The organism is Pseudoroseomonas ludipueritiae (assembly GCF_014490445.1).
In the GTDB taxonomy this organism is placed as follows: Bacteria; Pseudomonadota; Alphaproteobacteria; order Acetobacterales; family Acetobacteraceae; genus Pseudoroseomonas; species Pseudoroseomonas ludipueritiae.
In genome coordinates this window covers 1-769 of record NZ_JACTUZ010000368.1, presented here as the reverse complement: position 1 = coordinate 769, position 769 = coordinate 1, and the positions used below count along the sequence as shown (strand labels likewise).

Genomic DNA, 769 nt, shown 5'->3' with positions numbered 1-769 from the left:
AGAGCGGAGAGCGGAGAGCGGAGAGCGGAGAGCGGAGAGCGGAGAGCGGGCAGGCTATGACGGTGCCAAGCGCAAGAAGGGTTTCAAGCTGCATCTGGCGGTCGGCACGTTGGGTCACCTGCTGGCGCTGCATGTTACCCTGCCAGTGCCGGTGACCGGGCTGAGGTCGGATGGCTTGCCCAAGCAGTGCAGGGCTCAACGGGCCAGAGCGTCAATCTGGCTTATGTCGATCAAGGCTATACCGGCCAGAAGGCAGCCAACGCCGCCCAGGCACATGGCATCGAGCTGGAGGTGGTCGAGCTGCCAGAGGTCAAGCGCGGCTTCGTGGTGTTGCCGCGGCGCTGGGTGGTGGAACGCTCCTTTGCCTGGATCGGGCGATGCCGCCGTCTGGCGCGTGATCATGAAGCCACCACCAGTTCCGCTGCAGCCTTCTTCACCCTCGCCACCGCCATGCTCCTCGTCCGGAGATTGGCGCGGCCGTTATGAAGTGGGCTCTAAGGTGAAGTTCCTACAATTGGGTTTGTGGATCCGTTGCCGCCAAGCCGCGCCTCTTGACTTGGACGGCCTGCCCATAGGGCTGCACGAAATGCAGGCGGCAGCACACAAGCTGTTTGACACTGGAAAATCTGCTGAGCGGCGTTGCTGGGTACTGTAAGGCTGCTTCTGGCACCAGATCAGCACCCACCACCGCTCTTGTGTTCACCGCTGCCCGATCAGGCTCTCCAGATAGCCGCCATAGCCGCTCTTGTTGAGCTTCCGCGCCAGGGCG

At 62.9% G+C, this 769-nt stretch carries 1 pseudogene; it reads left to right on the top strand.

Features of this window, described 5'->3' with window-relative positions:
* Nucleotides 1-486 (top strand): annotated as a pseudogene (locus IBL25_RS26420) (transposase); the annotation flags it as partial.
* Between the last annotated feature and the right edge of the window lie 283 nt (nt 487-769).